Source organism: Azospirillum sp. OGB3 (assembly GCF_014192915.1).
In the GTDB taxonomy this organism is placed as follows: domain Bacteria; phylum Pseudomonadota; class Alphaproteobacteria; order Azospirillales; family Azospirillaceae; genus Azospirillum.
In genome coordinates this window covers 113626-138096 of record NZ_JACHYN010000004.1, presented here as the reverse complement: position 1 = coordinate 138096, position 24471 = coordinate 113626, and the positions used below count along the sequence as shown (strand labels likewise).

Sequence of the window (24471 nt, the reverse complement as noted above, 5' to 3'; positions counted from 1 at the left end):
ACTGAAATTCCCTCTCCCCAGAGGGGAGAGGGTTTATTCTTGGTCAGAACCTCACCGCGTCGCCACCCTTCAGCGACAACATGGCGCGGGCCTCGTCCGGGGTGGCGACCTCAAGCGCCAGCCCCTCGATCAGCGTGCGGACCATGGCGACCTGCTCGGCGTTGGAGGTGGCGAGGCGGCCCGGACCGGCCCACAGATTGTCCTCCAGCCCGACGCGCACGTTGCCGCCCAGGGCCAGCGACTGGGTGGCGATGGGCATCTGGTTGCGCCCGGCGCCCAGCACCGACCACACATACTGGTCGCCGAACAGCCGGTCGGCGGTGCGCTTCATGTGCATCACGTCCTCCGGATGCGGGCCGATGCCGCCCAGGATGCCGAACACCGACTGCACGAACAGCGGCGGCGTCACCAGCTTGCGGTCGAGGAAATGGGCCAGCGTGTAGAGGTGGGAAATGTCGTAGCACTCGAACTCGAAGCGCGTCCCGTTGCCGGAGCAGGTCTTCAGGATGTGCTCGATGTCCTGGAAGGTGTTCTTGAAGACGAGGTCGCGGCTGTTCTCCAGATAGGTGCGCTCCCAGTCGTGCTGGAACGCGGTGAAGCGGTTCAGCATGGGAAACAGGCCGAAATTCATCGACCCCATGTTGAGCGACGCGACCTCCGGCTGGAACTGCGCGGCGGGGCGCAGCCGGTCTTCCACCGTCATGGCGGCGCTGCCGCCGGTGGTGATGTTCACCACGGCCTTCGTCGCCTGCTTGATGCGCGGCAGGAAGCGCTGGAACAGCTCCGGGTCCTGGGTGGGGCGGCCGGTCTCCGGGTCGCGGGCGTGCAGATGGACGATGGCCGCCCCGGCCTCCACCGCGGCGATGGCCTCCGCCGCGATCTGGTCCGGCGTCACCGGCAGGTGCGGCGACATGCTGGGCGTGTGGATGGAACCGGTGACCGCGCAGGTGATGATGACTTTGCGCGCGCTCTTCCTGGGCGTCGTCATGCTGTCCTCCCTGTTGTTTCTTCTTCTCCCCGATCCCCTCTCCCGTCCCGGGAGAGGGTGCCCGCGTCAGCGGGCGGGTGAGGGTCAATCCAAGAATCAGTGCCGTCTTCGTGCCGGACCTCACCCTCCCCATGGCTGCGCCATGGGCCCCCTCCCTCTCCCGGGACGGGAGAGGGCCTGTTTCAGATCACCGCTTCGATCAGGAAGGGACCCTTGCGGGAGAAGGCGGTCGTCAGCAGGCGGTTGAAGCTCTCCGCGTCGGTGGCCTGTCCGCCCTCCACCCCCATGCCGCGGGCGAGCGCCACCCAGTCGAGGTCGGGGCGGCCCAGCTCCGTGCAGTTGCGGGCGTTCGGACCGATGTCCCGGAAGCCAAGGTTGCCCAACTCCCATTGCAGGATGCCGTAGCGGCGGTTGGCGAAGATGATGGTCACCACGTCGGCCTGCTCGCGCGCTTGGCTCCACAGGGCCTGGAGCGTGTACATGCCGCTGCCGTCCGCCTGGACGGTCACCACCTTGCGGTCGGGGCAGGCGATGGCCGCACCCAGCGCCAGCGGCATGCCGATGCCGATGGCCCCGCCGGTGATGGTCAGCCAGTCGTGCGGGCGCGCCCCGGCGCAGGCCGTGTAGGCCATCGGGCTGGAGGAAATCCCCTCGTCCACCACGATGGCGCCCTCTGGCAGCAGGGCCGCCAGGGATTGCCCGACACTGTCGGCGGTGAGAGCACCGGTCGCCGGTTCGGGCAGGGCGAGCGGCTGCACCGGAACCGGCGTGCCGGCGGCGCCCACCGCCTCGACCAGCCAGCGCAGGGCGGCGAGAGCGTCGGCACCCGGCGGGGCGACGGTGTGGATGCGGCAATCCTCCGGAGCCAGACGGCTGGGCTTGTCGGGGTAGCCGAAGAAGCCGACCGGCTCCCCCGAACCGATCAGGACGATATGCTTCGCCCCGGCCAGCGCCGCGATGCCGAGGTCGATGGGGTAGGGGAAGCGCTCCACCGTCACGCGGCCCGCCCCGCGCTCGATGCGGGTGGCGCCGGTGTGGGCGTAGAGTGTGGCGCCGGTCGCGGCGGCGATTTGCCCGGCCAGGGCCAGCCCCTCCGTCCGCGTGGCGCGGCCGTTCAGCAGGACCACCACACGCTCGCCGCTCCGCAGGGCGTCGGCGGCGGCACGCAGGGCCTCGGCTTCCGGGGCGGCGGGGGCCGGCAGCACGACGATGGTCGGCTCCACTGCCGCCGTGTCGTCCCAGGAGGAGTCCGACGGCAGGATCAGGGTGGACACGCCGCAGGGCGGGGTCAGAGCGGCGCGGATGGCCTCCGCCGTGTCGGCGGCGACCGAGGCCGCGTCCGGCACCGTGCGCACCCAGGCCGACATGGGCTTCGCCAAGCCTTCCACGTCGGAGGTCAGCGGCGCATCGACGCCGCGGTGCCACGTCGCGTGGTCGCCGACAATGTTGACCATCGGCACGCAGGCGCGCCGGGCGTTGTGCAGGTTGGCGAGGCCATTCGCCAGCCCCGGCCCGAGATGCAGCAGCGTGGCCGCCGGGCGGCCGGACATGCGGGCGTAGCCGTCCGCCGCGCCCGTCGCCACCCCTTCGAACAGCGTCGGGACGCAGCGCGCGCCAGGCATGCTGTCGAAAGCGGCGAGCGCGTGAAGCTCCGACGTGCCGGGGTTGGCAAAGCAGGTGTCGACGCCGTTCGCCACCAGCGTCCGGACCAGAATTTCCGCGCCCGGGATTTCTCCGCTGGTCATCGTGCCGCCTCCGTGAGTCCGCCCTCGAAACCGTCCAGGAAGCTGGCGAGATTCACCGCCAACGCGTCGCAGTCGTAGCCGCCCTCCTGCACCACGACGGTCGGCAGGCCGGCGCCGGCGATCTTGCGGCCGAGCGTGGCGAAGCCCGGCGTCGTCACCTTGAAGAAGGCCAGCGGGTCGCCGACGTAGGTGTCGAAGCCCAGCGACAGCACCAGCGCCTCCGGCCCGAAGGCGGCGATGTGGGTCAGCGCTCCGTCCACCGCGTCGAGGAAGGTGGACTCCTCGGTGCCCATGGGCAGGGGGATGTTCAGGTTGCTGCCCAGGCCGCGGCCCTTGCCGCGCTCGTGCGCGTAGCCGGCGAACCAGGGGTAGAAATTGTTGGGGTCGCCGTGGATCGACACGACCAGCACGTCGTCGCGCTCGTAGAAGATGGCCTGGGTGCCGTTGCCGTGATGGACGTCCACGTCGAAGACGGCGACGCGCGGCGCGCGGCCCTGCTGGGCCAGCACCGGCAGCATCGCCTGGGCGGCGACGGCGGCGTTGTTGATGTAGCAGAAGCCCCCGGCCATGTCGCGGGACGCGTGGTGCCCCGGCGGGCGGCACAGGGCGTAGGCCGCGCGCTCCCGACCGCTCGCCACCATCAGCGCCGCGTGGACCGCCGTGTCGGCGCCGCCGCAGACCGCTTCCCAGGTGCCGGCGCCGATCGGGCAGGCGGTGTCCGCCATGTGCCAGCCGGCCTGACCGACGATGCCCGTCGGATACTCGGCCATGTCGGTGTTGCGGTGGACGTTGGGGACGATGACCTCCGACGCGTCGGGCAGGACCGACCAGCGGGCGTGGGCGGTTTCCAGGAAGCGCAGGTAATCGGCGGAGTGCACCGCCGCGCGCGGGCCGGCGCCGTAGGACGGCGGCTCCTCCACCGTCGCGCCGCGTGCCCGCAGGGAGCCGACGAGCGCCTCCGCCCGTTCCGCCTTCTCCGGCGAGGGCTTCGGCTGGCCGCGCACCAGGAAGGTCGGCGGACGATGGCGCAACTGGGCCTCGGCAAAGACGTAGCGCATGGACAGGCTCCCGGAGTGAATTGATCCCCTCTCCCCTCTGGGGAGAGGGGGAATTATGCTTTATCCAGCCGTGGCCAGAACCGCGTCGGCCAGCACCGCGCAGCCGGACGCAGCGTGCTCGGGCTTAATGTTCTCCGCCTCGTTGTGGCTGAGGCCGTTTTCGCAGGGAATGAAGATCATCGCCGTCGGCACCTTGCGCGCGACATAGACCGCGTCATGGCCGGCCCCGGACACGATGTCGCGGTGGCTGAGGCCGCGCCGCTCCACCGAGCGGCGGACATGGCCGACCAGCTCCGGCGCGAAGGGCGTGGTCGGGAAGGCCCAGAAGTCGGTCAGCTCCAGCGTCAGGCCGCGCTTGTCCGCGATGGCGGCCAGCCGCTCGCGCAGCAGGGCGTCCATGCGGGCCAGCGCGTCGGGGTCCGGGTTGCGCAGGTCGATGGTGAACCAGACGCGGCCCGGAATGACGTTGCGGGAGTCCGGGTGCACCTGGACGCGCCCGATGGTCGAGCAGGCGTCGCCGCCGACCTCCAGCGCGATGGTCTCCACCGCCTCCATCATCACGGCCGCACCCGCCAGCGCGTCGCGGCGCAGGCGCATCGGCGTCGGCCCGGCGTGGGATTCACGGCCCGTCACCGTCGCCTCGTACCAGCGCTGGCCCTGCGCGCCGGTGACTACGCCGATCTCGACGTCCTCGGCCTCCAGCACCGGGCCCTGCTCGATGTGCGCCTCGAAATAGGCGCCCATGGCGTGGCCGGTGACCGGGACCTCGCCCTTGTAGCCGATGCGCGCCAGCTCGTCGCCCAGCCGGACTCCGTCGGTGTCGCGGATGTCCAGCACATGGTCGAGCGTGAAGACGCCCATCGCCACGCCGGAGCCCAGCATCGGCGGGGAGAAGCGCGCGCCCTCCTCGTTGGTCCAGACGATCAGGTCGATGGGGGCGTCCGTCTCGATGCCCTGGTCGTTGAAGCTGCGGATGACCTCCAGCCCGGCCAGCACGCCGTAGATGCCGTCGAAGCGGCCGCCGGTCGGCTGGGTGTCCAGGTGGCTGCCCATGCAGACGGCGGGGCGGTCGGGGTTGCGGCCCGGACGGCGGGCGAAGATGTTGCCCACCTCGTCCACGGTCACGGTGCAGCCGGCCTCCTCGCACCAGCGCACGAAGAGGTCGCGGCCTTCCCGGTCGAGGTCGGTCAGCGCCAGCCGGCACAGGCCGCCCTTCGGCGTCGCGCCGATCGTCGCGAGGTCCATCAGGGTCCGCCACAGGCGGTCGCCGTCGATGCGCAGGTCAGACATGGTCCCTATCCCGATCCCAATTCCAGATCATTGTTGAGGTCCGGTGCGGACCGCCGTCAGCAGCCCGGTCACCGTGGGCAGGCCCAGGCCCGCCCGTTCCGCCAGTTCCAGCGGCGCGTCCAGCACCGCCTCGATCTCCGCCCGCCGGCCCGCCGCCATGTCGGCGCGCAGCGCCGGCCGGATGCGGCCCGGATGCTGGGCCATGGTCCACACATCCTCAACCTTCGCCGCCGCCGGGTGGCCGAGCGCCGCCGACAGGCCCAGGAGTTCCTCCACCACCGCCGCGAAGGTCGGCTGCAGAGCGTCGTCGTGGGCGATCTCCTGCGCCGGCTTGCCAGTGGCGAGGCCGAGCAGGCCGAAGGCGAAGGGCGCCAGCAGCGCCGTCCACACCTCCGCCCGGATGTCCGGCACGGCCAGCGCGTTGAAGCCGCCCGCCCCGAACAGGGCCGCCAGATCCTTGACGTCCTGCTGGCCCGCCACCGGGCCGAGGGCGAGCCGCAGCCCGCCCAGATGCCGCAGGTAGCCGGGGGTCCGCCGCTCCACCGCCACGCGGGCGACGGCGCCGACGATGCGGTCCGCCGGGATGGCGTCCGCCAGCAGCCCCTTGGGGTCGACCGCCTTCAGGGGGCCTCCGAGAGACCCGTCCGCCGGGTACCACCAGGGGACGCCGCCGACCACCGGCACCAGCCGCGTCTTCGGCCCCAGCAGGGGAAGAAGCAGGTCCAGCACATCGGTCAGCAGGGGGGAGGGCACCGCCAGCACCACCACGTCCTGCGGGCCGAGCGCCAGCGTGTCGTCGGTCACCTCGGGCCGCACCGTCACCGGACGGCCCGAGGGGCCTTCGACGGTCAGCCCGTCGCGCCGCAGCGTGTCGAGCGTCCGCCGCCGGGCGACCAGCGCTGCCGGCAGGCCGGCGGCGGTCAGCCGTGCGGCGATCAGACCGCCGACCGCCCCGGCCCCAATGACGGCGACCTTCATGCCCGCCCCGTCAGGCGCTGTTGCGCAAGGCGGCCGACCGCCGCGTCACCGGGATCACGTCCTCCGGGATGGTCCAGCCCTTGCCGGGGATGGCGTCCAGCAGGGTGCGGGTGTAGGCGTGCTGCGGGTTGCCGAACACCTCCTTCGCCGGGCCGATCTCGACGATGCGGCCCTTCTGCATGACCGCGATGGTGTCGCAGATCTGGGCGGCGATGCGCAGGTCGTGGGTGATGAACAGCATCGACAGGTTCAGCCGGTGCCGCAGATCCTCCAGCAGGTCGAGCACCTGGGCCTGCACCGACACGTCGAGCGCCGACACCGGCTCGTCGGCGATCAGCAGCTTCGGCTCCAGCGCCAGGGCGCGGGCGATGGAGATGCGCTGGCGCTGCCCGCCGGAGAACTCATGCGGGAAGCGCTCCGCCGCCGAGGCGTCGAGCCCGACGAGCTTGAGCAGCGCCTTCGCCTTGTCGAGCGCCTTGTGGCGGTCCTCGCCGAAGGCCACCGGCCCCTGGGTGATGATGTCGCCCACGGTGTGGCGCGGGTTCAGCGAGGCGTAGGGGTCCTGGAAGACCATCTGCACGTGCCGCCGGTAGGGCCGGAAGGCCGGGCGCGACAGCGACAGCAGATCGACGCCCTCGAACAGGATCCTGCCCGAATCCGGCTTGATCAGCCCGACGATGGATCGGCCCAGCGTCGACTTGCCGGAGCCGGATTCGCCGACCAGACCGACCGTCTCGCCCTGGTGGATGGTCAGCGACAGGTCGTCGCCCGCCACCACCTTGCGCCCCGGCGTGAAGAAGCCGCCGCCGAGGTGGAAGGTCTTGCACACCTTCTCCGCCGTCAGCACCGGCTGGCGCGCGCGGGTGAAGTCCTCGCGGTGCTCGATCAGGTGCGGGACGGCGGCGATGAGCTGGCGGGTGTAGGGATGCTTCGGATGGTTCAGCACCTCCTCGGCGCTGCCGATCTCGACGATCCGGCCGCGCTGCATCACCGCCACGCGGTGGGCGATCTCCGCCACCACGCCGAAGTCGTGGGTGATGAACATCACGCCCATGCGGCGCTTGGCCTGGATGTCCTGGATCAGCTCCAGGATCTGCTTCTGGGTGGTGACGTCGAGCGCGGTCGTCGGCTCGTCGGCGATCAGGATGTCCGGCTCGACCGCCAGCGCCATGGCGATCATCACGCGCTGGCGCTGGCCGCCCGACAGGCGGAACGGGTAGCTGCGGCGCAGATGGTCCGGCTCCGGCAGGCCGACCGAGGCGAGAAGTTCCACCACGCGCGCCCGGCGGGCGGCGCGGTCGAGCGTTGTGTGGTAGCGCAGAACCTCGTCGATCTGGTCGCCGACCCGCATCAGCGGATTCAGCGCCGTCATCGGCTCCTGGAAGATCATGGCGATGCGGCCGCCGCGGAGCGCGCGCTGGTCGCGCTCCGGCAGGCTGAACACGTTGGTGCCCTGGTGGCGGATCTCGCCGGCGGACACCGTCACCGCCTTGGGCAGCAGGCCCATCACGGCGTGCGCGGTCATCGACTTGCCCGACCCGGACTCGCCCACCACGCAGAGGATTTCCCCGGGCTCCAGCGTGAAGGTCAGGTCCTCGACCGCGTGCGGGCGGTCGGCGCCGCGCGGCAGGGCGATGGTCAGGTTGCGGACGTCGAGGAGAGGCGTCTCGGTCATCAGGAACGGCCCTTTCGCGCCAGCTTGGGATTCAGCGCGTCGTTCAGCCCCTCACCCACGAGGTTGAGGGCGAGCACGGTCAGAAGGATCGCGATGCCGGGGAAGAAGCTCATCCACCAGGCCTGACGGATCACCGTGCGGGCGGCCCCCACCATGTAGCCCCAGCTCATCAGGTTCGGATCGCCGAGCCCGAGGAAGGAGAGGGAGCTTTCCAGCAGGATCGCCGTCGCCACCATCAGCGAGGCCGACACGATGATCGGGGACAGGCTGTTGGGCAGGATCTGGCGCCAGATGATGGTCATGTTGGACTGGCCGGTGGTCACCGCGGCGTGCACGAACTCGCGGCTCCGCAGGCTCATGAACTCGCCGCGGGCCAGCCGGGCCAGCGGCGGCCAGGAGACGATGGCGATGGCCAGCACGATGGAGGTCAGCGACGGCGTGAAGATCGCCACCAGCACGACGGCCAGCACGAAGTTCGGGATGGTCTGGAACAGCTCGGTGAAGCGCATCACCAGATCGTCCACCCGCCCGCCGTAGAAGCCGGAGACGGCCCCCAGGAACACGCCGATCAGCACGGCGACGGCGGTCGAGGTCAGCCCGATCAGCAGCGACACCCGCGCCCCGTGGGCGATGCCCGCCGCGATGTCGCGGCCCAGCGTGTCGGAGCCGAGCAGCGCGTCCTCCGACAGCGGCGGCTGGAAGGGCATCGCGGTCATGTCCCACGGGCTGTCCGGGTACAGCACGTCGGCGAAGGCCGCCATCAGGATGATCAGGGTCAGGAAGGCCAGCCCGATCACCGCGCCCTTGTTGCGGGCGAAGGCGCTCCAGAAGCCGGACCCCTTGCGGGCCGGGGTGATGGCCGCGGCGGTCATGGCGCCACCTCGATGCGCGGATCGACGAGGGAATAGATCAGGTCGGTCAGCAGGTTGAACACCACCACCACCACCGAGGTCAGGAGGAAGATGCCGAGCAGGACCTGATAGTCGCGCTGCAACACGGCCTCGAAGGCGAGGCGCCCGATGCCGGGGAGCGCAAAGACGGTCTCGATCAGGATGGAGCCGCCGATCAGGTGGCCCGCCTGGAACCCCGCCACCGTGATGACGGGCAGGATGGCGTTGCGCAGGATGTGCACCGACACGATGCGCCATTCCGGCAGGCCCTTGGCCCGCGCCGTCTTGACGAAGTCCATGTCGCGCACCTCCAGGATCGAGGCGCGGGTCAGCCGGGTGTAGACGGCCATGTAGAAGAGGCCGAGCGTGGTCACCGGCAGCACGAGGTGCTTCGCCCGGTCGAGGAAGGCGTCCCAGCCGGTGTAGCCGGCGCCGATGCTCTCCGTGCCGAAGGCGGGCAGCCAGCCGAGATTGACCGAGAAGAGAAGGATCAGCATCAGGCCGATCCAGAAGATCGGTGTCGCGTAGGCGGTAAGGCCGACCACGGTGATGGCGGTGTCCGACCAGGTGCCGGCGCGCATCGCCGCCAGCGTGCCCAGCGCCACGCCGCCCAGCAGGGCCAGCACGAAGGCGGTCAGCGTCAGCGACAGGGTGACGGGCAGGCGGTCCATCAGCAGGTCGAAGACCGGACGCTGCTGGCGGTAGGAGTAGCCGAGGTCGGCCTGCACCACCTTGGACATGTAGGTGCCGAGCTGCTCGTACAGGGGGCGGTCGAGGCCGAACTGCTGGCGGAGCTGTTCGACGAACTTGGCATCGGCGGCCCCGGCCTCGCCCGCCATCACCGCGGCGGGATCGCCGGGCGCTGCGTGGACCAGGAAGAAGTTGAACACGGCGATCGCCAGAATGACGAAGACCGCCTTCACCAGCCTCTGTGAGATGAATAGGGCGATGCGGGGCATGTTGTCACTCCCGGGTGCGTGGTGCCCCCTCCCTGACCCTCCCCCGCTGTCGCAGGGGAGGGGATTGACTCCCTCCCTTGCCGAAGGCGGGGGAGGGAAGGGGCCCGCGGCGTGAGCCGCGGGAAGGGTGGGGGCAGCCGCTCCCTTTTCTTACTTCTTGACCATATAGACGCTGTCGTAGCTCTCGTTCACGCCGATGGCGGTCGTGACGGCGTTCTTGAAGCGCTTGTCCACGAAGGTCGGGAACTCCATCTCCAGCAGCCAGGCGACCGGCACGTCCTCGACCAGGATCTTCTGGGCGGCCGAGTAGAGCTGCTGGCGCTCCTCGTCCTTGTTGGTCTGGGCGGCCTGGGCGAACAGCTGGTCCACCTCGGGGTTGGAGTAGCCCATGGTGTTGGAGAACATCACGCCCTTGCGGATGTTGTCCGAGACGTAGGTGCGCGTCACGCCGAGCGCCGGGTCGCCGTACTGGTAGACGAAGTTGAAGCTCAGGTCGTAGTCCCAGTTGGACACGCGGTTGACCCAGCCGGCGGCGTCGGTGGTCTCCAGCGTCACGTCGACGCCGACGCGCTTCATCGCCTGCTTCACATACTCGCCCAGCCGGGTCCAGGTCTCGCCATAGGGCATGACGAGCAGGCGGACCTTGGCGCGGGTGCCGTCGGCGCCCTTCTTGTAGCCGGCCTCCTCAAGCAACGCCTCGGCCTTCTTCGGGTCGAAGTCGTACTTGCGGACGTTCGGCTCGAAGAAGCGGGTGACCGAGTTCACCGGGCCGGTGGCCGGGCGGCCGAGGCCGAACCAGATCTTGTCGCGGATGAACTTGCGGTCGATGGCGTGCATCATCGCCTGCCGGAAGCGCTTGTCGTCCAGCGGCTTGTTGCGCGTGTTGATCTCGATCCAGGACAGCGGCGCGAAGAACTCGTAGCCCTTGGTCGTCATCTCGACGTTGGGCAGGCCCTTCAGGCGCGGGACGTCGAAGGTCTCGATGTCGTTGAACTGGGTCTGCTGGACCGTGCCCTGCTCCACGGCGACGGCGCGCGAGGCGGCGTCGGGGATCACGCGGAAATAGATATCGTCCAGATAGGGCTTGCCGGCCTTCCAATATTCGTCGTTGCGGACGAGGTGGATGTAGGAGCCCTTGTTCCACTCCTTGAACTTGAAGGGGCCGGTGCCGATCGGGGTGGCGTTGGCCGGGTTGGCCTTGAAGTCGGTGCCTTCATAGATGTGCTTCGGCATCATCGGTGCCGACGACACCTCGAAGGCCTGAAGGAACGGGCCGAACGGCTCCTTCAGCGTGAACTGGACGGTGTAGTCGTCCAGCGCCTCGATCTTCTCGCACTTGGAGAAGGTGGCGCGGGCGCGCGGGTGGGTCTCCATCAGCAGCTTGGAGGTGGAGAACACCACGTCGTGGGCGGTGAAGGGCTTGCCGTCGTGCCACTTGGCGTTCTTCACCAGCTTAAAGGTGTAGACCTTGCCGTCGGGCGAGACCTCCCAGCTTTCCGCCAGTTCCGGCTGCGGCTTCAGGTCGAAGCCGAAGGTCAGCAGGCCCTGGTAGATCTTGCCGGCGACCGTCTGCGTCGGACCCTGCTGGTTGAGGCCCAGCACCAGGATCGGCGGCTCCGGCTGGACGATGATGTTCATCGTGCCGCCGCGCTCCTGCGCCGCGGCGACGCCGGGCACGGTCAGCGCCAGCGGCGCCGCCAGGGCGGCGGCCAGCGCCGCGGCGGTCAGGGTTTGACGAAAGTGACGCAAACGATTGCTCATGTCTGAAGCCCCCTTATTGTTTGGTTCTCTTCACGCGACCGTTATGGATCGATGGATTCCAGGCCGCACCAGTCGGCCATGAACAGGGCCAGCACGGCGGTCACCTTCGCCATGCTGTCGAGCGAGACGGACTCGTCGATGCCGTGGATGCGCTCCGCCTCCGGGCCGTAGCAGGTGGCCGGCGTGTCGCCGTAGAGCAGGAAGTTGCGGACGTCGGTGGTGCAGGTCTGGGCCAGCTTGGGCGCCGGAGTCCCAAAGATCGACCGGTGCGCGGCGTCCAGCGCCTCCAGCATCGGGTGATCGGGGTCCAGCGTGCAGCCTTCCGCCTGGAAGCCGCGGAAAATGACGCGGGCGTCGATTCCCTTGAGGTCGGAGTCGCCGCGGCAGGCTTCGGCCACCGCGCGCTCGATCTCGGCGCTGACCTCGGCGGCGGCGCGGCCCGGCGGGAAGCCGAAGCGCAGCTCCATCCGGCAGCGGGTGGGGACGGAGGACGCCCATTCGCCGCCGTCGATGTGCCCGACGTTCAGGTTGTAGGGGTGGTGGTGGTGCGCGTAGGCCGGATGCCGCCCGTCGGGGTGGTTCCAGGCCGACTCCAGCGCCTTCAGATGCTTCAGCACGCGGAAGGCCGCCTCGATGGCGTTCAGCCCGGCGCCGGTGTCCAGCACATGGGCGGGGCGGCCGGTCACCTCCAGCTCGCAGCGGATCACGCCGACCTGGGCGATCTGGAGCGTGTGGTTGAAGGGTTCCGGGATCACCGCGGCGTCGGCCTTGTAGCCGCGGGCGACGCAGGCGAGCGCGCCGTTGCCGGTGCATTCCTCCTCGACCACCGACTGGAGATAGACCGGGGCGGCGGGCTGGACGCCCAGGCTCCGCAGCGCCTTGAAGGCCATGACGTAGGCGGCGATGCCCGCCTTCATGTCGCCGGCGCCGCGCCCGTAGAGGCGGCCGTCGCGGACCACCGGCTCGAAGGGCGGGGCGGACCACAGCTCCTCCGGCCCGGTCGGCACCACGTCGATGTGGCCGTTCAGAATCAGCGACTTGCCGGTCGCCCGCCGGGGCGTGTGGACGCCGACGACGTTCTCGCGCCCTTCATAGGAGATCAGGGAGGGGGACCAGCCGGGCTGGGCCTTCAGCGCCTCCTCGTCGATGGCGAAGCGGTCCACCTCCAGGCCCATGTCCCGGAAGATCCGTTCCATCAGATCCTGCGCCGGGCCTTCCTGCCCCAGCAGGCTGGGGCTCCGGACCAGATCGGACAGCAGGCGCACTCCATCCTCGCGCAGCGTCGCGACCGCGCCCAGGATCGCATCCCGGTCTACGGCTGCAATGCTCCGCCCACCCTCGTGGGATGCGGGCATGACGACTCCGTTCTTACCACTCCGCCGCGCAGTCGTCCGTGTGGGTCAGCAAATCACCGGGAAGAAACCGGGGTGATTTCGACTTTCGGACTATGACCCTGGTTTTGCCCGGTTGGGCGCCGCCGGGGGTCGACCGCTGACGACCGGCGTATTACAATTCAGCTTCTCATCCTCCGCCAAATCGATAATCCTCATTGCCGACATAAGCAGGATTTATGGCGATGGGTTTTCCCCCGATGACGGCGCGCGACCTGGAGCGGCTCGGCCACCAGCTGGACTGGAACCTGCTGCGCACCTTCATGGTGATCGTGCAGGAGCAGGGGCTGACCCGCGCGGCGCAGCGTCTCGGGCTGACCCAACCGGCGGTGTCCCAGGCCCTGAAGCGGCTGGAGGACCAGATGGGCCGCAGCCTGATCGAGCGCGGGCAGGGCCGCTTCCGGGTAACCGAGGCGGGCGAGATCATCTACGCCGAGGTGCTGGAGATCTACGGCAACATCTCCCGCTTCGCCGTTCTGATGCGCGACATCCGCGAGGAGATTTCCGGCCACATCCGAATCCTGCTGGCCAGCCGGATCCAGTCGCTGCTGTTCGACGCCCTGCTGGAGCGCTTCCACGCCACCCACCCGCAGGTGACCTTTCGGCTGGACGTGATGGCGAGCGCCGACGTCCACATGGCGATCCAGCAGAAGACCGGCTCGCTCGGCCTCTGCCTGATGCGGGAGCCGCCGCCGCTGGTCGAGCACGCGCTGTTCGCCCGCCAGATCTACCGCCTCTACTGCGGGCCGCAGCACCATCTGTTCGGCCGCACCGGCCTGACGCTGGGCGATCTGCGCAGCGAGGGGTTCGTCTCCTTCACCTCCGACCAGATCGGCGGGGTGCTGTCACCGCTGGCCGTTTTCCGCGCGCAGGAGGGGATCGAGAGCCGGATCGTCGGCGCCTCGGTCAATCTGGACGAGGTGCGGCGGATGATCTCCGTCGGGCTGGGCATCGGGCCGCTGCCCCGCCATGTGGCGGAGCGCGACGTGCGCGACGGCCTGCTCTGGCCGCTGCCGCCGGAGGAGGGGGTGGCGCCGGTGGACATCCACCTGCTGTGGAACCCCGCCTCGAAGATGAACCGGGCGGAGCGCGCCTTCATCGAGCATTGCCGCGCCGCCATCGCCGGCATCCCGCTCGACCTCCGCTTCGATCCGGCGGCGGTGAGCGAGTGGATCGACCGCCAGTTCGGCGGCGACTGATCCTTCCGCGTTTTCGAAGCCCCATTCCTGATGTCCCTAAGGGGCTCGTGCCGTCATCCGGTGGATGACACGGCGCAACGCCTGCGCGCCTGCAAGAGGCGGCAAGCAAAAATTCCCATTCTCTTCCCCGGTCTTTGATAGACGAAAGATTCCTTTTTGAAAAACAAAGACTTCCCAGAGTCTTTGCAAAAGATTCCGGGAATCTCACAAAAATGCCCCGCCAGGAACATTCCTCGAATTGGTAGTAGGGGCATATGCCAAAGGGCGAAAACGCCGACGAACTCATACCAGAATACAACATCTTAAGAGAGCATTGACAAATGGCTAACCTGTACGGACCGAAGACGCTGACAGCCCCCGCTGGTGCGATCGTCATAGCACCCGGCGCCAACATCCAGTCCATCGTCAATAACGCTCCCGCTGGCGCGACCTTCTGGTTGCAGCCGGGCGAGTACCGTCTCCAGTCGATCACGCCCAAGGACAACCAGACCTTCATCGGGGCCGAGGGCGCCGTGCTGAACGGGTCGAAGCTGCTGACCGGCTTCACCCAGGACAGCGCCGGGCGCTGGGTGGTCGGTGGGCAGACCCAGCAGGGCGAGCGCCGCGCGACGGACGAGGCGACGCCCGGCGCGATGCGCGCCGGCTATCCGGAAACCGTCTATGTCGACGACAAGCCGCTGACGCCGGTGGACGCTCTGTCGAAGCTGAAGGCGGGAACCTTCTACTTCGACTACAACGCCGACAAGATCTACCTGGGCGACAACCCGGCGGGGCACAAGGTGGAGGCCGGGACGACCGCCCACGCCTTCGGCGGCTCCGCGAAGGGCGTGACGGTCAAGAACCTCGTCATCGAGAAATACGCCCCGCCGGCGCAGGAAGGCGCCATCCAGGGCGACGTCAACTGGACCATCCAGGACAACGAGCTGCGGCTGAACTACGCGGTCGGCGCCACGGCGCAGGACGGCAGCAAGTTCATCGGCAACTACGTCCACGACAACGGCGAGATGGGCTTGGGCGGCGCCGGCGCCAAGATCCTGGTCGAAGGCAACGAGATCGCGCGCAACGGCGCCTGGTCGGGCATCGACGTGTTCTGGGAAGGCGGCGGCACCAAGTTCGCCTACACCACCGATCTGGTGGTCCGCGGCAACTACTCCCACGACAACACCGGTTTCGGCCTGTGGACCGACATCGACAATGTCGGGACGCTGTACGAGAACAACGTGCTCGTGAACAACAGCGGCGGCGGCATCACCCACGAGATCAGCTACGACGCCATCATCCGCAACAACGTGATGGTTGGCAACGGCGCCAAGCCGCAGGCCGAGGGCTGGCTGTGGGGCGGGTCGATCCAGATCCAGAACTCGCAGAACGTCGAGGCCTACGGCAACAAGATCGACATCACCGGGGTCAAGGGCGCCAACGGCATCGTGATGATCCAGCAGGACCGCGGTGAAGGCGAGTTCGGGACCTGGAAAACGACCAACAACAAAGTCCACGACAACATCATCGTTTCCAAGGACGGCAACGGCCAGTCGGGCGGCGTCGCCGACCACAACGAGGCCGGCATGCTGAACGGCGGCAACGTGTGGGACAACAACACCTACTACATGCCGGACGGCGACCGCTGGCGCTGGGGCGACTTCCCGGAAGGCGACAGCTGGTCCGCCTACATGAACGCGACCACGCAGGACGAGCATTCGACCCTGTCCCAGGCCTATCCCTCGACCGCCGGCTGGACGACGGTCACCCCCACCGCCCCGCCGGCCCCCACCCCGACCGACACCACGCCGCCCACGGTCAAGGTGAGCATCGCCGACACCAACGTGACCAAGGGCGAGGCGCCGCTCGTCACCTTCGCCTTCAGCGAGGCGGTGAAGGACTTCGCGCTGGCCGACACCACGGTGAAGGGCGGCACGCTGAGCGGCTTCAAGACAGTGGACGCCTCCACCTACACCGCCGTCTTCACGCCCTCGACCAACACGAAGATCACCGACGCCAACGTGGCGGTGAAGGCCGGAAGCTACGCCGACCTCGCCGGCAACGCGGGCAAGGCGGGGGCCTCCACCGGCTTCGCGGTGGACACCACGACCACCGTTCCGACGACCCCCACGGCCAGCGTCACGACGATCAAGGTCAACGCCTCCGGCGCCGCCGCGGGCGGGGTGAACGCGCATTTCAAGGTGCTGGTGGACGGCAAGGCCATCGGCGACGCCACGGTGGGCACGGCGGCGAAGGACTACAACTTCACCACCACGCTGACCGCCGGGCAGCCGCACAAGGTGCAGATCCAGTATGACAACGACGGCTTCGTGAACGGGCAGGACCGCAACCTGTTCGTCAACAAGGTCACCATCAACGGCACCGCCCACAACCCGACCGACGGCATCGTCAGCTACGACAAGGGCGCGCTCGACGGAAAGGACGTGGTCAAGGGCCAGTCGTCGATGTGGTGGGGCGGCACGCTGGTGGTCGACGCTCCCGCCAAGGAGTTCCCCGCGGGCGGCTCGCTGCCGCAGAGCGGTCCCAGCACGACGACGATCACCGTCAACGCCTCCGGCGCGGCGGCCGGCGGGGTGAACGCCCACTTCAACCTGCTGGTGGACGGCCAGAAGGTCGGGGAGGGCGTGGCCGGGACCTCGGCCAAGGACTACAGCTTCACCACCAGCCTGAGCGCCGACCAGGCGCACAAGGTGCAGATCCAGTACGACAACGACGCCGTAGTGAACGGGCAGGACCGCAGCCTGTTCGTCAACAAGGTCACGATCAACGGCAAGTCCGTCCTGCCCACCGACGGCAGCGTCACCTACGACAAGGGCGCGCTCGACGGCAAGGACGTGGTGAAGGGGCAGTCCGGCCTGTGGTGGAACGGCACGCTGGTGGTCGACGCCGACAAGAGCTTCTTCCCCTCGGCCACCCCGGTCGGCGAGGCCACGGCGCTGGCGCTCGACGCCGGGACGGACAGCGTGTGGAGCCACGTCGCGGCCCAGCAGGCGGCCGCCGCCGCTCCGGCGGCCGTGGCCGACGTGGTGGTGGCGGCAAACAGCCTGTACGGGGCCATGCCCGTTGATGCCGGCTATGACCCGCTGTTCGACCACGTCGACCCGTCGCTGCTGAGCCACGCGGCCTAACGCGGCTTCGGCTGACGCAGGGGGTGAGGGCGGGTGCCGCGCGCCCGCCCTTTTCTCATGCCGGCGCCGGCGTGTAGAGGTCCGGCGTGATGCGGCAGCTCGCGAAATCCTGGGCCCGCGCGTGGGCGGCGCGGCTCATGGCGCGCAGGCGGGGGCGGTCGCGGTCCAGCGTCACGATGGCGTCGGCCAGCCCGTCGATCACCTCCGCCGCGGCGCGCCCGCGGCAGGGAACGGCGAAGCCGCAGGAGGAATCGATCATGATCCCCGACCCGCCGAGATCGAGGCAGATCACCGGCTGCGCGTTGGCCAGCGCCTCCATGATGACGTTGGCGGCGGAATCGTGCAGGCTGGGAAACAGCAGCGCGTCGGAGCTTCGCAGCACCTCCATATAGTCGGGATGGGACAGCCACTCGATGAAGTCGACATGTTCGGCGATGCCCAGCCGGTCGGCGAGAGTCTTCCATTCCTCCGACTGCGGACCGCTGCCGATCATCTGGAGGCGTGCCCGCGCCCCCTTCTCCAGCGCCTTGGCCAGCGCGGTCAGCGCGTAGTGGCCCCCCTTCCAATACAGGAAGCGGCCCGAGAAGCGCAGCTTCAGCGGCGCGCCGGCATCGCCGCCGGTTTCGGTCTTCATCGGCACGAAACGCTCGGGCGGGAGGGAGCAGCCGAAATGCTGGCGCGCCTTGTGGCGGTCCCCGGCGGGCAGGACATGGCGGCTTTCATGTGTCTTCACATAGATCAGGTTGTAGCGCCGGTAGGTCAGGCGCAGGAAGGGATCGATGCGCGTCATGGCGATGGCGGCGTCGCGGACCAGCTCCGTCGCGATGGCCTTCCAGCCCAGCGGGCGGATCAGCGGCCAGGGCGCCCGCTCCCCGCCGCCGACCGGGCCGATCACCGACAGGGGCGCCAGCCCGCCGCAGAATGCGGGAAAACGGATGCCGCCGATGGTCACGTTGTGGATGATGTCGAAGGGCTGCCGGCGCACCAGCTCCTTCACCACCGCCCGGCAGCGCCATTGCCACGCGATGTAGGACAGCTGGAACCGCGTCTTGCTGTCGTGGTGCGCCATGGTGTCGGGGCGGTCGATGTACACGAAGTCGTCCGGTTCGAAGGCGGTCTCGCCGCGTTCGATCTTGCCCAGGATCTTCGGGCGCAGGCGCCCCTGCGTCACCACCGTCACGCGGCAGCCCGAGCGCTTCAGCCCCTCGCCCCAGTTCCAGCCGTTGGCGGATTCCGACCCGCTGTCCGGCTCGCAGGCGAAGGCCACCAGAAGAACCGATTTTCCGGCGTTGGCGGACCCGTCGGCGAAGGGTTTGCTCATCGTCCATCCTCCCTCAATCGATGCGGCAGCGGGGACCGGTTTTCGAGTTCGTTGCGGTAGATCAGCCCGGCGGCGATGCCGACGCCGAACAGCACCCAGAACCAGATGCCCAGCATCGGCCCCTCCAGCGTCACGTCGAAGGAGGCGTTGATGACGATGGACAGCCAGTAGCAGAAGAGGAAGACGAACAGCCGGGCCCAGGCGCGGTCGCCGTTGCGGCGGGCCAGCAGGAAGGCGCGCATCATGAAGACCGACCAGCTTCCCAGCAGCGCCGCCCACAGAACGAAGCCGGGCACCCCGGCGCGGGCGAGGATCGTCATGTGGGCGTTGTGCGGGCTGCGCAGCACTTGCCCGTCCTCCGCATCGACCACCTGGAACCCGTCGTCGTCGGCCAGATTGATGCCGAAGCCCTTGCCGTCCCAGAAATGGTCGCCCTGCACGGTGTAGCCGATGATCTTGTCCCACCACATGATGCGCCACTGCTTGGTGCCGTCGAGCGTGGCGGTGTCGGTGGTTCCCAGGATGCTCATCACGTTGGTGACGAGCTGGTCGACCGACAGTTTGCGCGAAGAGACCTCGATCTCCAGGTTCAGTACCAGCGCCACGATGACGGTGACCGCGGCGATGCCGAGCAGCGGGGCGAGCTGCCGGCTGCGCGGCACCAGCGCCAGCGCGATGGCCAGCGGCACGACGATGGCGAGCATGCCGCCGCGGCTGTGCGCGGCGACCAGCGCCATGCCGAACACCAGCATCGCCAGATGCAGCGGGTTCAGCCGGCGGAAGCCCAGCAGCACGAACAGGGCGACGCCCGCGAAATGCACGCCGACCTCGCCGGGGCGCAGGCTGATGAAGGGGACGCCATAGCGCGGCCAGGTGGGGATCTGCGCGTTCAGAAGCTGGAACAGCGGGTAGACGACCGGCATGACCGTGACGAAGAACACCGCGAAGCCGCCATAGGCCAGCACGAGGCGGCGCAGCCGATCCGGCTCGTCGTAGAGAAGGGCGATGACGACGAAGGCGAGCAGCCCGTACATCACGATCACGCTGTCGCGCAGCGCGTCGAAGCTGTAGGTGCCCAGGAAGGGCAGCGTGCGCGCCAGCACCCAGACGATCAGGATCGCCAGCAGCGTTCCAGGCAAGCTGGACACCGTGGCGAAGATCCCGCCGGTGCGCAGCATGACCAGCAGGCCGGAGAGCAGCAGCACCTCCCCGATGAACAGCGGCGGCGCCCCGATGTAGGCGAAGCCGCGCCCGGCCAGCGAGTAGCCCAGCAGGACGATCATCAGGAAGGTCAGGTAATGGTCCGCCGCGCGGGTCCGGCTGCGTTTCGGCGTGGCGAGGACGGCGCTCATGACGGGCGCCCGTAGGCGGCGGCGCGCAGCCGGGCGGCGATCCAACCCCAATCGCCGATCGCCACCACCATGCGGTGGGCGTTGGCCGCCATGGTCTGCCAGACGCCGGGGCCGGTCCGCTCGGCGCGCGCCAGCGCGTCGGCCACCGCCTCCACCGTCAGGGCCGACACGCCGAAGCCGGCGCCGTGGCCCTCCACATAGGGGACGAGGCCGGTCTCCCGCGTCACGATCAGCGGCAGGCCGGACAGGGCGGCTTCCAGGCAGCCGGTCGGCATCACGTCGTAGCGCGAGGTCAGGGCGAAATAGTGCCAGCCGGCCATCATCGCCGCCTTCTCCGCCCCGAAGACCGGGCCGTGGATGCGGATGAGGGTGCCGAGGCCGTGCGCATTGGCCCGCCGCTCCAGCTCGGCGCGGGCGGGGCCGGACCCCACCAGTTCCAGCACCCCGCGCCCGCCGGCGCGGCGGTAGGCGGCGAAGCCGTCGATCAGCAGGTCCACGCCCTTGTGGTCGATCTCGTAGCGCGCGCAATAGCCGAAGGTCAGCCGGTTGCCGTCCGGCGCGGCGCGCGAAACGGCTGCGGGAAGCCCGCCGCGCCGCGCCGACCAGGTGGTGTTGGGCAGCAGGCGGACGGCGGCGGTGGGGGCCACCCGCCGGACGATGGCGGCCTCCTCCTCGGTGATGGCGTGGACGAAGCGGGCGCGGGCGAAGGCCGGGCCATCGAACACGCGCAGCCACGCGGCGGGCAGGTGGCGGCGCACCCGGCCCGCGATGTCGTAGATGTGGGAGCACTGGCCGTGCAGCGTCACGCCATAGGCGATGCCGCGCCGGTGCAGCCCGCGGGCGAGAGCCGCGAACAGCGGCTTCACCGCGCCATGGATGTGCACCACCGTGTCTGGTCCCGCGCCGTCGAGCAGGCGGTCGAGAGTCGCCTCCGCGATGGTCAGCGACCGTCCGGACAGCCGCGGCCCGCCAAGGGGGAAGCGCTGCGCCGGGCAGTCCGCCGGGATGCCGGTCAGGGCGTCCGGGTCGTCGGAGAACAGGCACAGGCGCGCCTCGTCCCCCATGGCGCGCTGCTCGGCGATCAGGCTGCGCACCACATTGTGCAGCCCGTTCGCCGAGGAGGGATGGGCGATGGCCGGCTGGATCACGACGTGCCGGAGGTCGAGCGGGTGCAGCCGGGACTCTTCCATGGGGAATGAGGCGCTGCCGTCAGCGGGCGACATGGGCGGTCCTCGTCTTGGAGAGATAGTAATGGGCGGCGCCGACGCGCAGCAGGCTGGAGAACAGCAGGGCCATGCACACCCCGGCGACGCCATACAGCGCCGCCAGCGGGCCGACCACCGCGAACACCGCCAGCGTCCCGGTGACGTTCACCACCAGCGCGAACTGGCTGCGCTGCACGCCGTAAAAGTATGAGCAGACCATCTCCGCCAGATAGCCGCTGAGCGCCCCGATGGAGAGCAGGCGCAGCGGCCATTCCTGGTCGGCGTAGGGCGACATGGCGCCGTAGACGATGTGCAGCATCTGGTCGGGGATCAGCAGGCCGAGGCTGTAATAGACCAGCAAGGGTGCGGCCCCGATGACGACGTAGCCGCGGATCGCGAGCCACGCCTGCTCGTCCGGATGGAGCCCGCCGGTGTCGGACGACAGGGCGCTGCGCCCGCGCGCGGCGATCTGCGGGACGAGGTTGCCCATGCCGATGATGATCGGGTTGGCGATGTTCACCAGATTGACCACCGCCTGAAACGCCGCGGTCGACGCCATGCCGTCCATCGCCGCCATCAGCCAGACGAGGCTCTGCACCCGCAGCATCAGGAACAGGTTGTTGGCGAGCGCCCAATGCCCGATCGACCAGAAGCGGCGGACCACCGCCGGCAAATCCGACAGGCCGTCGAAGCGCGGGCGCAGGATCGCGAAATGGACCACCGCCCCGGCCAGCGCCGGACCGGTCATGGCGATGAACACCCGCTCCAGCGTCAGGTGGCCGCCCAGCGCCATCAGGTTCAGCACGGCGATCTGCCCCAGATAGGTGACGCTGTCGCCCCACAGCGCCTTGTCGTGCTTCAGTCCGGACATCAGCCCGCGCCGCCCGATCTCCTGCACCTGCCAGACGACGAAGTAGAGCACGGCGGGGCCGACCAGCTCCGGCATGCCCAGCCCATAGCCGACCAGCGCCACGATGCCGGACAGCGGCAGGATCGAGCCGGCGGTCATCAGGATGGCGCGGCCCGCCAGGGTCCGGCGTTCGGCGCGGTCCAGCACCGCGCCTTCCACCGACAGCGGGTACTGGATCAGGCTGACATTGACGACCTGGAGCGCCAGCAGCACCGACAGGAAGAAAACGAAGGTTCCGTATTCCTCCGACGGGAAGGTCCGGGCGAGCTGGATGTTGATGGCGAACATGCCCAGGCTGACCACGCCTTGGTCGGCGAGGGTCCAGAAGCTGCGGACGAGTGACGCCGGGATCATCCTCATGCGCTGCCGACCCGCGTCGTCTCGGTGGGGAGGGAGGCAGGTTGCCGGTCATCGTTGACGGGCCGCGCGGCAACGGGGGCGGTGCGCGGCACGTCGCGGTAGGCCCAGCGCAGATAGTCCGCGGTCAGCGCCATGCCGTCTTCGAAGGGGAAGCGCGGCTCGTAGCCGAGCAGGCGCCGCGCCTTGGTCAGGTCGATGAGCGCCCTGGCCTGATAGAGCGCCAGCTTCTGCGCGTCGGGCAGCCAGAGCTGGTTGCGGCTGGCCTTCTTCTTCAGGAAATAATGGACCATCACGAGATGGCGCAGCCGCGGCGGCAGGCTGTCGAACCCGCCCTGGAGCAGCCGGCGGGCGGGGCGCCAGCGCACGATGATCTGGATGATCTTCTTGGGGTCCTGAAGCACCATGGCGATGTCGCGCCGCAGGCTCTTCATCTCCTTGCGGATGGCCTCGGCGGGTTGGAAGCGCAGGCTGTCCACGCCCAGCGCCTCCTGGAAGCGGCCGAAGACGGCGGCCCAGGGCGGGGCGTCGGGGCCGGAGATCACGAAGCGCTCCCCGATGGCCTGGGGGCTGCGCGTCGCCGCGATCATCGCGTCCACCAGATCGTCGATGTAGACGGCGTTGCACAGCCCGCCTTCCTGCGGCAGCACCACGGTGCCGCTCAGCAGCATCTCGGCGGGGGCGTTCGTCCAGGGCTTGCAGAAGGGGCCGTAGACGATGGAGGGCTGAAGCACCACCCCCGGCAGGCCGCGCGTGCGCGCCGCGTCGAGCACCATTTTTTCCAGATCGAGCTTGTTCTGGACATAGCTCCAGGCCCGGTCGCCGTCGCGCGTCTCCTCCGACAGCGGGCCGTCGGGCAGCGGTTCGTAGACCGAGAAGGTGCTGAGATGGACGAAGCTCTTCACCCCGTTGGCGAGGCTGGCGTCGATCAGCGCGTTCATCCCGTCGATGTTCTGGCGGCGCGACCGCACGTCGTAGGCGCAGTGGAAGACCCAGTCGGCGCCGGCCACCGCCTTGCCGATGGCCTCGCGGTCCAGCAGGTCGGCGCGGATGATCTCCACCGGGAAACGGGCCAGACGCACCGCCTGCGCGATGTCGCGGACGATGCAGCGGACCTTGGCGCCATGCTCCAGGCACAGCCGCTCGACCAGCCGCCCGCCGATGAAGCCGGCGGCGCCCGTCACCACCACGGTCGGGCCATCCGCGAGAGGGCCATCGGTGCGAGGTGCGGCGGCCGGCGCCGGCCCATCCACCCAGGGCAGGGCCAGCGGCTTGCGGCTGGCGTAACAGCGCTCGATCAATGCGGTGGAGGGCAGGGCGTCGCGCCCGCCCACGGCGGCCGGGCGTCCCTCGCGGATGGCGTCGGCGAAGTCTTTCAGCTCCGCCTGGAACAGGTCGCCGAAGATCTGCGGCGGGATGTGGTTTGCCGAGAAACCGTCATGGACGAAATCGAGGATCTGCGGCACGTCCGAGGCGATCTGGTTCTCGTAGAGATGGACCTCGACGCTGCCCTTGGTGCCGTAGACGCGGATGGTGTTGCGCAGGGCGCGGGTGCGGCTCAGCTCCAGCGTTCCGGTGGCGCCGGACGCCATGGTCAGGGACAGCCGGCAGTCGGATTCCAGCCCGCCGTGGCTGTCGTCGCTGTAGTCGACCTCCGCCGCCTCCCCGAACCACCACAGCAGCAGGTCCAGCGTGTGCGACCCGGTGTCGAGCAGCACGCCGCCGCCCGCCCCGTCCCGGCGCAGCATGGCCGGCGAGCTGATGCCCCAGTTATAGACGAAGCCCTCCCGCGCTTCGAAGCGCAGGACGCGGCCGAGCTGGCCGGAGTCCACCAGCGCCTTCAGCCAGCGGACGCCGTTGACGTAGCGGCGCATCAGCCCGACCGCGAGCACCCGTTGGCGCGCCTCCGCCGTCTGCACCATGCGCTCGGCGTCGGCCAGCGTGACGGCCAGCGGCTTTTCCATGAAGACGTGCTTCCCGGCCTCCAGCAGGCTCTGGCCGACCGGCGCGTGGAACATCGGCGGGGCCGCCACCAGCGCCGCGTCGAACTGGTCCGCCGCCTCCCGCCAGTCGGCCACGGCGACGGGCGCGCGGTTGCGGCCGAGCATGGTTTGCACCGCCTCCAGCCGCTCCGGCGTGGGATCGACGAGCACGCTCGGCCGCCAGCCCAGGCGGAGCAGCGCCGGCAACAGGTGATGGCTCACGATGCTGCCGCAGCCGATGATGGCAAGCCGCGGGAACTCGGCGTTGGTCATGGAATCCTC

The 24471-nt window shown here is 69.3% G+C and carries 17 protein-coding genes; 2 read left to right on the top strand and 15 right to left on the bottom strand.

Annotation, left to right across the window (positions count from 1 at the left end; translation table 11 throughout):
* Positions 1–43: 43 nt before the first annotated feature.
* The 10 genes from FHW79_RS10895 to FHW79_RS10850 all read right to left on the bottom strand — a co-directional run bounded on the left by FHW79_RS10895 (position 44) and on the right by FHW79_RS10850 (position 12699).
* Positions 44–988 carry a 3-keto-5-aminohexanoate cleavage protein gene (locus FHW79_RS10895; RefSeq protein ID WP_183178940.1) on the bottom strand — a complete coding sequence of 315 codons (945 nt, stop codon included), beginning with the start codon at positions 986–988 and terminating at the stop codon, positions 44–46.
* 182 nt (positions 989–1170) lie between these two features.
* On the bottom strand, positions 1171–2733 hold the full coding sequence (locus tag FHW79_RS10890) for an acetolactate synthase large subunit (protein ID WP_211108221.1): 1563 nt from the start codon (positions 2731–2733) through the stop codon (positions 1171–1173).
* Positions 2730–3791 (bottom strand): histone deacetylase family protein, encoded by a 1062-nt coding sequence (locus FHW79_RS10885; protein ID WP_183178939.1) that lies wholly within the window; start codon positions 3789–3791, stop codon positions 2730–2732. The genes FHW79_RS10890 and FHW79_RS10885 overlap by 4 nt, the downstream gene beginning before the upstream one ends.
* Positions 3792–3851: 60 nt before the next feature.
* Positions 3852–5081 carry a Zn-dependent hydrolase gene (locus FHW79_RS10880; RefSeq protein WP_183178938.1) on the bottom strand — a complete coding sequence of 410 codons (1230 nt, stop codon included), beginning with the start codon at positions 5079–5081 and terminating at the stop codon, positions 3852–3854.
* Positions 5082–5108: 27 nt separating this feature from the next.
* The gene (locus FHW79_RS10875) at positions 5109–6059 is read right to left on the bottom strand and encodes a 2-dehydropantoate 2-reductase N-terminal domain-containing protein (RefSeq protein ID WP_183178937.1); all 951 of its coding nucleotides are present in this window, start codon (positions 6057–6059) and stop codon (positions 5109–5111) included.
* Positions 6060–6069: 10 nt separating this feature from the next.
* A complete protein-coding gene (locus FHW79_RS10870) occupies positions 6070–7734 on the bottom strand; it encodes an ABC transporter ATP-binding protein (RefSeq protein WP_183178936.1) in 1665 nt (554 codons plus the stop codon).
* Positions 7734–8606 (bottom strand): ABC transporter permease, encoded by an 873-nt coding sequence (locus tag FHW79_RS10865; protein WP_183178935.1) that lies wholly within the window; start codon positions 8604–8606, stop codon positions 7734–7736. The genes FHW79_RS10870 and FHW79_RS10865 overlap by 1 nt, the downstream gene beginning before the upstream one ends.
* Positions 8603–9583, bottom strand: a complete 981-nt coding sequence (locus FHW79_RS10860; RefSeq protein WP_014241864.1) for an ABC transporter permease — start codon at positions 9581–9583, stop codon at positions 8603–8605. The genes FHW79_RS10865 and FHW79_RS10860 overlap by 4 nt, the downstream gene beginning before the upstream one ends.
* A gap of 150 nt (positions 9584–9733) precedes the next feature.
* Entirely contained in the window at positions 9734–11344 is a 1611-nt protein-coding gene (locus tag FHW79_RS10855; RefSeq protein ID WP_183178934.1) for an ABC transporter substrate-binding protein, read from the bottom strand.
* Positions 11345–11385: 41 nt separating this feature from the next.
* A complete protein-coding gene (locus tag FHW79_RS10850; RefSeq protein ID WP_183178933.1) occupies positions 11386–12699 on the bottom strand; it encodes an ArgE/DapE family deacylase in 1314 nt (437 codons plus the stop codon).
* Between the two features lie 221 nt (positions 12700–12920).
* Between FHW79_RS10850 and FHW79_RS10845 the strand changes: the two genes are divergently transcribed.
* Complete coding sequence (locus FHW79_RS10845) at positions 12921–13934, top strand: LysR family transcriptional regulator (protein ID WP_247884295.1); 1014 nt, start codon at positions 12921–12923, stop codon at positions 13932–13934.
* A 320-nt stretch (positions 13935–14254) separates the two neighbouring features.
* A complete protein-coding gene (locus tag FHW79_RS10840) occupies positions 14255–17062 on the top strand; it encodes a carbohydrate-binding domain-containing protein (RefSeq protein WP_183178932.1) in 2808 nt (935 codons plus the stop codon).
* Positions 17063–17117: 55 nt separating this feature from the next.
* Here FHW79_RS10840 and FHW79_RS10835 read toward each other — a convergent pair whose 3' ends face one another.
* From FHW79_RS10835 to FHW79_RS10815, 5 genes are read right to left on the bottom strand one after another with little or no spacing between them, the layout of a single operon-like run.
* Complete coding sequence (locus tag FHW79_RS10835; protein WP_183178931.1) at positions 17118–18383, bottom strand: glycosyltransferase; 1266 nt, start codon at positions 18381–18383, stop codon at positions 17118–17120.
* The gene (locus tag FHW79_RS10830; protein ID WP_183178930.1) at positions 18380–19735 is read right to left on the bottom strand and encodes an O-antigen ligase family protein; all 1356 of its coding nucleotides are present in this window, start codon (positions 19733–19735) and stop codon (positions 18380–18382) included. Before FHW79_RS10830 ends, FHW79_RS10835 begins: the two co-directional genes overlap by 4 nt.
* A complete protein-coding gene (locus FHW79_RS10825) occupies positions 19732–20958 on the bottom strand; it encodes a glycosyltransferase (protein WP_183178929.1) in 1227 nt (408 codons plus the stop codon). Before FHW79_RS10825 ends, FHW79_RS10830 begins: the two co-directional genes overlap by 4 nt.
* Positions 20945–22210 (bottom strand): hypothetical protein, encoded by a 1266-nt coding sequence (locus FHW79_RS10820; RefSeq protein WP_183178928.1) that lies wholly within the window; start codon positions 22208–22210, stop codon positions 20945–20947. Before FHW79_RS10820 ends, FHW79_RS10825 begins: the two co-directional genes overlap by 14 nt.
* Positions 22207–24462 carry an NAD-dependent epimerase/dehydratase family protein gene (locus FHW79_RS10815; RefSeq protein WP_183178927.1) on the bottom strand — a complete coding sequence of 752 codons (2256 nt, stop codon included), beginning with the start codon at positions 24460–24462 and terminating at the stop codon, positions 22207–22209. Before FHW79_RS10815 ends, FHW79_RS10820 begins: the two co-directional genes overlap by 4 nt.
* Positions 24463–24471 lie beyond the last annotated feature (9 nt).